Annotated in this window: 7 protein-coding genes; 2 read left to right on the forward strand and 5 right to left on the reverse strand. The window is 68.6% G+C overall.

Annotation, left to right across the window (positions count from 1 at the left end; all coding sequences use genetic code 11):
* Positions 1-8: 8 nt before the first annotated feature.
* From mutL to CR919_RS18330, 4 genes are all read right to left on the reverse strand, one after another.
* On the reverse strand, positions 9-1910 hold the full coding sequence (gene mutL / locus CR919_RS18315) for a DNA mismatch repair endonuclease MutL (protein ID WP_099821223.1): 1902 nt from the start codon (positions 1908-1910) through the stop codon (positions 9-11).
* Positions 1911-2038: 128 nt separating this feature from the next.
* Positions 2039-3616: an N-acetylmuramoyl-L-alanine amidase gene (locus CR919_RS18320; RefSeq protein WP_099821224.1), complete on the reverse strand. Its 1578-nt coding sequence runs from the start codon at positions 3614-3616 to the stop codon at positions 2039-2041.
* Positions 3617-3698: 82 nt separating this feature from the next.
* Positions 3699-4181: a tRNA (adenosine(37)-N6)-threonylcarbamoyltransferase complex ATPase subunit type 1 TsaE gene (gene tsaE, locus CR919_RS18325; RefSeq protein ID WP_099821225.1), complete on the reverse strand. Its 483-nt coding sequence runs from the start codon at positions 4179-4181 to the stop codon at positions 3699-3701.
* A complete protein-coding gene (locus tag CR919_RS18330) occupies positions 4178-5662 on the reverse strand; it encodes an NAD(P)H-hydrate dehydratase (RefSeq protein ID WP_099821226.1) in 1485 nt (494 codons plus the stop codon). Before CR919_RS18330 ends, tsaE begins: the two co-directional genes overlap by 4 nt.
* Before the next feature lie 23 nt (positions 5663-5685).
* Here CR919_RS18330 and queG point away from each other — a divergent pair, with 23 nt between their 5' ends.
* Both queG and xseA read left to right on the forward strand, forming a co-directional pair.
* Positions 5686-6756 carry a tRNA epoxyqueuosine(34) reductase QueG gene (gene queG / locus CR919_RS18335; RefSeq protein WP_099821227.1) on the forward strand — a complete coding sequence of 357 codons (1071 nt, stop codon included), beginning with the start codon at positions 5686-5688 and terminating at the stop codon, positions 6754-6756.
* A 45-nt stretch (positions 6757-6801) separates the two neighbouring features.
* A complete protein-coding gene (xseA, locus tag CR919_RS18340; RefSeq protein WP_099821228.1) occupies positions 6802-8142 on the forward strand; it encodes an exodeoxyribonuclease VII large subunit in 1341 nt (446 codons plus the stop codon).
* Positions 8143-8310: 168 nt separating this feature from the next.
* On the opposite strand, the gene CR919_RS18345 is transcribed toward xseA, so the two are convergent.
* Positions 8311-8437, reverse strand: a 127-nt coding sequence (locus CR919_RS18345; RefSeq protein ID WP_133119640.1) for an IS3 family transposase, incomplete at its 5' end; no start/stop codon positions are given.

Genomic DNA, 8437 nt, shown 5'->3' on the forward strand with positions numbered 1-8437 from the left:
TGCTCCCCTCAACGTCCGCGCAGGAACCAGCGGTCGATCTCCGCCAGCGAAAAACGGGCCCAGGTCGGCCGGCCGTGGTTGCACTGGCCGGACCGTTCGGTGATTTCCATGTCGCGCAGCAGCGCGTTCATTTCCGGCACGGTCAGGCGCCGGTTGGCACGCACGGCACCATGGCAGGCCATGGTCGACAGCAGCTCGTCGCGCGCCGTGGCGATGCGACGGCTCTGGCCGTGCTCGCGCAGGTCGGTCAGCACATCGCGCAGCAGGCCTTCGGGCTCGGCATGGGCCAGCAGCGCCGGGATGCTGCGCACGTGCAGTGCGCCTGGTCCGGCGCGGGTGATCTCGAACCCGAGGGCGGCCAGCGTATCGGCCTCCGCTTCCGCAGTGTCTGCCTCGCGCTCGCCCACCGCCAGGGTGATCGGCACCAGCAAGGGCTGCGACTGCAGGCCGATGCCATCGTGCGCATTCTTCAACCGCTCGTAGCCGATGCGTTCGTGCGCCGCATGCATGTCGACCACGATCAGGCCTTCGGCATTCTCGGCCAGGATGTAGATGCCATGCAGCTGGGCAACGGCGTAGCCCAGCGGCGGCACCCCGGCGTCGGCACTGGTGACCGGCAGTCCGTTCTCCATCGGCATCGGCGGCAGTGCCGCACCGCGCTCGGCACCGGCTGGCGAGGCATACAGCGCAGCATAGGCCGCGGGTGCATCGGCCACCTGCAGGCCCAGCGGCTGCTGCGGGCGCCAACCGGAAAAGCCGCCACCACCGCCCTGCCCCGCACCGGGTGCCGGACCGCGCACGTAGCCGAAGCTGGAGGCCGTCGCGCCCGGCATCGCAGTCGCGCTGCCGCCTTCGGCCGGATGCACCGCGCCGGCACCGATCTCCTGCGCGCTCATGCCTGCACGCGTGTCGGCCAGCGCGTCCTTCAAGGTGCGGTAGACGAAGTCATGCACCAGCCGCGAGTCACGGAAGCGCACCTCATGCTTGGCCGGATGCACGTTCACATCGACGCGCGTCGGGTCCAGTTCCAGGAACAGCACATAGGCTGGCTGCCGACCGTGATACAGCACGTCGCCGTAGGCCATCTTCACCGCGTGCGCGACACTGCGGTCACGCACCGAACGGCCGTTGACGTACAGGTACTGCTGATCGGTGCTGGCACGCGAATAATGCGGCTGCGCGATCCAGCCATGCAGGCGCAGGCCGGCACTGCTGTGGTCCACGCGCACGGCCTGGCTGGCGAAGTCTTCGCCCAGGGTCTCGGCCAGGCGCACGTCCGAATACAGGTCGCCCGGCTTGTAGCGACGCGAGGCCTTGCCGTTGTGCGAGACACGCAGCTCGACATCGGGACGGGCCAGCGCCAGCGAGCGCAACCACTCTTCGATATGCCCCAGCTCGGTGCGCTCGGCGCGCAGGAACTTGCGCCGCGCCGGCACGTTGTAGAACAACTCGCGCACTTCCACCGTGGTGCCCGGCGCATGCGCGCGCGGGGTCACCTCGCCGATCTTGCCGCCTTCGATCTGCAGTGCCGAACCGTGCTCATCATGGGCACGGCGCGAGGACAGGGTGAAACGACTGACCGAGGCGATCGACGGCAGCGCTTCGCCACGGAACCCCAGCGTCGCCACCGCTTCCAGCTCGTCCAGGTTGGCGATCTTGCTGGTGGCGTGCCGCGAGACGGCCAGCGGCAACTGTTCTGCGGCAATGCCGCTGCCGTTGTCGCGGATGCGGATCAGGCGCACACCGCCTTCTTCCAGTTCGATGTCGACGCGGCTGGCGCCGGCATCGATCGCGTTCTCAACCAGCTCCTTGACCACCGATGCGGGCCGTTCGACCACCTCACCGGCGGCAATCTGGTTGATCAGGATTTCCGGCAACGGCCGGATCGGACGCGGATCGGGCGCGTTCATGGGCAGGTGGGGCAGGCAGACGTCATGCCACGATGATAGCGGAGCGGCGACAGGTAGGGTCGAGATCCACCGTGTGCAGCGCCAGCCAGGCAGGGCTTGGCTCCAGCAGAATCAGGCGATCCAGCGGCTTACTTGCTGCCGCCGGCCACGGTGCTTGCGGCGTCGATCTCGGCCTGCGCGCGCGCGGCGTACAGCGTCCCCGGCGGCGGCTGCCGGCTGAAGAACGTGTGCACGCCATCGAGTACCGCACCGGCGACCTTGCGCTGGTAGGCCGGGTCGATCAGGCGGCGCTCTTCATCCGGGTTGGAGATGAACGCGGTTTCCACCAGCATCGCCGGCATGTCCGAGGTGCGCAGCACGGCGAAGTTGGCGCGCTCGATGTTCGGCTTGTGGTTGTTGCCGATCCGCTTCAGGCCGCCCAGCACGTGGCCGGCAGCATCCTCGGAGGATTTCATGTACCCGCTCTGCGCCAGGTCCAGCAGGACGTTGGCCAACGTGCCTTCGGTCTGCTGCAGGCGCACGCCACCGACCAGATCGGCGGCGTTTTCCTTGTCCGCCAGCCAGCGCGCACGCTGCGAAGACGCGCCCTTGGTCGACAGCACGTATACCGACGAACCGGTGGCCGAGCGGTTCTCGGCGGCATCGGCGTGGATCGAAATGAAGATGTCGGCCTTGTTCGCACGCGCCTTCTGCGCACGCATCGGCAGCGGAATGAACACATCGCTGTCGCGGGTCAGGAACGCTTTCAGGCCGGGCGTGGCATTGACCTGACGGGCCAGTTCACGCGCCACCGCCAGGGTGACGTCCTTCTCGCGCTTGCCGGTCGGGCCGATGGCACCGGGGTCCTGGCCGCCATGGCCCGGGTCGATCGCCACCACCAGGTGACGCATGCCCGGCTGCATGCGGATACGCGAGGCATCGCTGGGCATGGTCGGACGTGGCGACTCGGTCGGCGCAACAGGGGCCGGCACCGGCTTCGGCTGGGTGGTCACCACCGCAGTGGTGGCCTGGCCGGCCAGGATCGCTGCCGGCGATGACATCGGCGTGCTGCTGGCGGTGGTACCTGCTGCCGCCATCTGCACCGGGGTGGTGCTCGGCGCCGGCGTCGGCGCGGCGGGTGCCGCAGCGCTGGCACTGGCCTGCTGCTGGACCTGCGCGGTCAACAGCGCGGTGGCGCGCGCGGCATCACCACGGGACTGTGCGGTCTGTGCTGGGGTCGGGCTCGGGGTCGAAGCCGGGCTCACCGAAGATGCTGCAGGCGGCTGCGTCGGCGCAGGGGTCACCGCGGGTCGGCTGGCGGCCACGGCCGGACCATCGCCCGGCCACTCGATCACCAGCTTGGATTCATTGCCTTCGCGCTGCATCTGCGGGCGGAAGGGCGCGACCGTCTCGGCCAGGTCGAATACGACACGGAAGGTGCCCGGTACCGGCTGCCCGGTGCGCACCGCCGTGACCACGCCCTGCGGCGAAGGCATCTTCAGGTTGCGCACCGCGCTGGAATCGGGGAAATCGACCACCAGCCGGTTCGGACCGGCCAACGACAGGGTCTTGTAGCCGCCACTGCCGACCAGCGCGATTTCCGCACGGGTTCCGGTAGAACCGGTATTCAGCAGGACCTGACGGACCTCACCGGCCCACGCACTGACGCTCGCCAGACCAAGTCCGACGGCGGCACAGATGGCAATGAGTCGATTCCCCGGGCGCATGACTCAGGATTCAATCACCGCACTGAACGGAATGCAACACCTTTTTCCTTAATAATCCGTAACCTGCCGGTGTTTGTTCTCGTCAGCCGACAGAAAGGGCCTGCAAGTCGCCACCTTCGGGAAGCCGCAACAGCCATTCACGTCCCGCGTCGCTGACGCCAGTGAGACGCACGCGACGCCCCTGCCCTTCAATTTCCAGTGCCACGACCAGATCGGTGGGCGGCAGTGCACCGGCACCACGCTCGGGCCACTCGACCAGCCACAGCACCGCGCTGCCCTCGTCCAGCCCAAGGAAATCCAGCTCGCCGGCCTGGCCGATGCGATACAGGTCCAGGTGCCAGGCTTCGCCGCCACTGGACAACGGATAGCGCTCGACCAGCGTGTAAGTGGGGCTGCGGATCGCGCCCTGCACGCCGAGCGCCCGCAGCAGCGCGCGTGCCGTGGTCGATTTGCCGGCGCCAAGATCGCCGCGCAGTTCGACCAGCGCCTGCGGCGGACGGGTGGCTGCCAGCCATTGCCCCAGCAGTTCGGTGGCGTCGCTGTCAGCAAGGAAGAATTCGGTCATCGGGAACAGTCCGGGTTGGCCAGCCGCCGCAGGGGCGCCAGCAGATCAGTGGGAAGCAGGCCGCGGGCACCGTCGGCTGCGGCGACATCACCGGCCAGGGCATGCAGCAGCGCACCGCCGGCCGCCGCATCGAACGCAGGCAGACCCTGCGCGCGCAGGCTGGCGATGATGCCGGTCAACAGGTCCCCCATGCCACCCACCGCCATTCCCGGGTTGCCGGCCGCAATCAATCGAGGGGTGTGGCCGGGCGCGGCGACGATGCTGCCAGCCCCTTTCAGCACCACCACCGCGTGATAGCGCTCGGCCAGCGCCTGCGCGCTGCCGTAGCGATCGGCCTGGATTGCCGCCGTGGTGGTTTCCAGCAAGCGCGCAGCTTCGCCGGGGTGCGGGGTCAGGATCGCATCGGTCAACGCGTGCGCATCCTGCGCCAGCAGGTTCAGCGCATCGGCGTCGATCACCAGCGGCAGGCCCGACTGCAGCACACGCACATACAGCGCGCGCGACCATTCGTCCTGGCCCAGGCCCGGGCCGATCGCCACCACCTTGGCTTTTGCCAGCAAGGCGGGCAGCGCAGCGCCATCTTCCAGCGCATGCGTCATCGCTTCGGGCAACCTGGCCAGCAGTGGGCCGACATGGTCGCCACGCGTGCCGATGCTCAACAGGCCTGCGCCAGCACGCAGCGCGGCTTCGGCAGCCATCGCGATGGCACCGCCGCTGCCATGGTTGCCGCCCACGCACAGCACATGGCCGGAATCCCCCTTGTGGCTGTTGGCACGGCGCGGCGGCAGCAGATCGGGCAGGCGCGGCTGCGTCCAGCACTCTGCAGCGGCAACGACACCCTGCCAGGCCTCGTCGGGCAGCGTCAGCGGGGCCAGCTGCCTGCGCCCGACGTATTCCAGCGCGTCGCCGGTGTACAGGCCACGATGGGCGACGATGAACTGCAAGGTCAGGGTCGCGCGCACGGCTACGCCCGGCACGCAGCCGCGGTCGGCATCGACGCCGCTGGGCACATCCAGCGCCAACACCGGCGCCCGCTGCGCGTTCAGCGCCTCGATCAAGGCCTGTGCTGCACCGCTCGGTGCGCGGGCGAAGCCGAGGCCGAACAGGGCATCGCCCCATACATCGGCCTGGACCAGTTCGCCGTTGAACTCGGCAACGGCTCCCCCGGCGGACTTGAAATCCGCTGCCGCACGCTGCGCCAATGCGGTGGAAGGCGGACTGCCCGGCAGCGCGACCACCTCAACCTGCAGCCCCGCCTGCAGCGCATGACGGGCCAGCACGTAACCATCGCCGCCATTGTTGCCGCTGCCAACGACCACGCCGAGCCGGCGCGCCTGTGGCCAGTGTTGCAGCAGGCATTGCCAGGCCGCCTGCCCCGCCTGCGCCATGAGGCCCCAGCCAGCCTCGCCCGCCAGCGCGGAGGCCTGGGCATCGAGTGTGCGTGCGGCACGGGAATCGAACAGATCGGCAAGGTTGGCCATGCAGGGATTTTAAACTGGTGCACATGTCCCCCGCCCCTGCCCCCCTCGATCCGGCCCTGGCCGTACAGCGCATCCGCGACCTCGCGCGTGCGCATGGCTTCCAGCGCTGCGGTATCGCCGGCATCGAACTGGGCGAGGATGAGGCGCACCTGGCCGACTGGCTGGGCCAGGGCCTGTACGGCACGATGGACTGGATGGCCCGCCACGGCACCCTGCGCGCGCGCCCGGCAGAGCTGCTGCCCGGCACCGTGCGGGTGATCTCGGTGGGCATGGACTACAGCCACAAGGATGACACCGAAGCCTGGGCCACGTTGGCCGATCCGGGCCGCGCCTATGTGGCGCGCTACGCACTCGGCCGCGACTATCACAAGCTGATGCGCAACCGCCTGCAGAAGCTGGCCACGCAGATCAACGATGAGGTGGCGCCACTGGGCTACCGCGTGTTCGTCGACTCTGCGCCGGTGCTGGAGCGCGCACTGGCACGCAACGCGGGGCTGGGCTGGATCGGCAAGCACACCTGCCTGATCGACCGCCACGGCGGCTCATGGTTCTTCATCGGCGAGATCTACATCGACCTGCCGTTGCCGATTGATACCCCGGCCAGCGCCCACTGCGGCACCTGCACGCGTTGCATCGACGTCTGCCCGACCCAGGCCATCACCGGCCCGCAGCGGCTGGATGCACGCCGCTGCATTTCCTACCTGACCATCGAGCATGACGGCGCGATCCCCGTGGAGATGCGACCACTGATCGGCAACCGCATCTATGGCTGCGACGACTGCCAGCTGGTCTGCCCCTGGAACAAGTTCGCCAAACGTACCGACGAGGCCGACTTCCGCGCGCGCAACAACCTGGATACCGCGCGCCTGGACCAGTTGTTCGCGTGGGACGAAGCTGAATTCCTGCGCCGTACCGAAGGCAGCCCGATCCGCCGCAGCGGCCACGAGCGCTGGCTGCGCAACATCGCCGTGGCACTGGGCAATGCGCCGACCACGGCAGAGGCGCTGTCGGCACTGCAGACGCGCGCCGAGGATGCTTACCCCGTGGTCCGCGAACACGTGCAGTGGGCACTGGGCCAGCACGGCCTGCGCTGACGTGCGATCCTGAGGCCCCTGCTCCATCTGCCCCACGCCGTAACCATGCAGCCACGCAACAACGACGTCTTCACCCCCAGCCAGCTCAATACCCTCGCCCGCGACCTGCTGGAAGGCAGCTTTCCTGCGATCTGGGTCGAAGCCGAACTGGGCAGCGTGGCGCGCCCGGCGTCCGGCCATCTGTACTTCACCCTGAAGGATGCGCGTGCACAGTTGCGCGCTGCGATGTTCAGGATGAAGGCGCAGTACCTGAAGTTCGTGCCGCGCGAGGGCATGCGCGTACTGGTGCGTGGCAAGGTGACCCTGTACGACGCCCGTGGCGAGTACCAGATGGTGCTGGACCACATGGAGGAAGCCGGCGAAGGCGCGCTGCGCCGCGCGTTCGAGGAACTGAAGGCGCGGCTGGAGGCCGAGGGACTGTTCGACCCGGCCCGCAAGCGGCCAATGCCGGCCCATGTGCAGCGTCTGGCGGTGATCACCTCGCCCACCGGTGCCGCCGTGCGCGATGTGCTGAGCGTGCTCGGCCGCCGCTTCCCGTTGCTGGAAGTGGATCTGCTGCCGACCCTGGTGCAGGGCGCGACCGCTGCCGCGCAGATCACCCGCCTGCTGCAGGCCGCCGATGCCAGCGGCCGCTACGACGTGATCCTGCTGACCCGCGGTGGTGGCTCACTGGAAGACCTGTGGGCGTTCAACGATGAAGCCCTGGCCCGTGCAATCGCCGCCAGCGGCACGCCGGTGGTCTCGGCGGTGGGTCACGAAACCGACTTCAGTCTCAGCGATTTTGCCGCTGACCTGCGCGCGCCGACGCCGTCGGTGGCCGCAGAACTGCTGGTACCCGATCAGCGCGACCTGGCCCTGCGCCTGCGCCGCAATGCGGCACGCATGGTGCAGCTGCAACGCCACGCCATGCAGCAGGCCATGCAGCGCGCTGATCGCGCCCTGCTGCGTTTGAATGCACAGAGCCCGCAGGCGCGGTTGGATCTGCTGCGCCGGCGCCAGCTGGACCTTGGGCGTCGACTGCATGCGGCACACAACCAGCAGCAGGAGCGTCGCGCGGCCCGCCTGCGCCACGCTGCCGCAGTGTTGCGTGGTCACCATCCGCAACGGCAGATGGAGGCACTGCGACGTCGCCTTGCCGCGCTGGGCGGGCGCCCGCAAGCGGCGCTGCAGCGCCTGCTGCAACGTGATGCACTGCGCCTGCGTGGCCTTGCACGTTCGCTGGAAGCGGTCAGTCCGTTGGCCACCGTCGCGCGTGGCTACAGCATCGTGACCCGTGCAGACGATGGCGCGCTGGTGCGCCGGATCGAGCAGGTGCAACCGGGTGATGCACTGCAGGCCCGCGTCGGCGACGGCGTGATCGACGTCCAGGTGACGGCGGTCAAGTAAGGGGTGTTCGGCAGGGCTGCGCCCTGCACCTGCAGAGGCTTCAAGCAACGGCAACGTCAAATGCAACAGCCGGCTCTGGGCTATCTGTAGGTTTGGTGGAGCGGTGTCGGATTGCGGGGACGCCGTAAACCCGTCCGTGAAGTGACCCCCGAGAGTTGGACGGTGGGGTCAAACGGCCGCTTGGGCCTGTTCCCGGTACTGTACCGGGCTCAGGCCCTTCAATTTCAATCTGATGCGCTCTTGGTTGTAGTACTTGATGTACTCCACGAGCCCAGCCTCCAGACTCTCGATGCTG

The sequence above is a fragment of the Stenotrophomonas sp. LMG 10879 genome, from assembly GCF_002750935.1.
In the GTDB taxonomy this organism is placed as follows: Bacteria; Pseudomonadota; Gammaproteobacteria; order Xanthomonadales; family Xanthomonadaceae; genus Stenotrophomonas; species Stenotrophomonas lactitubi_B.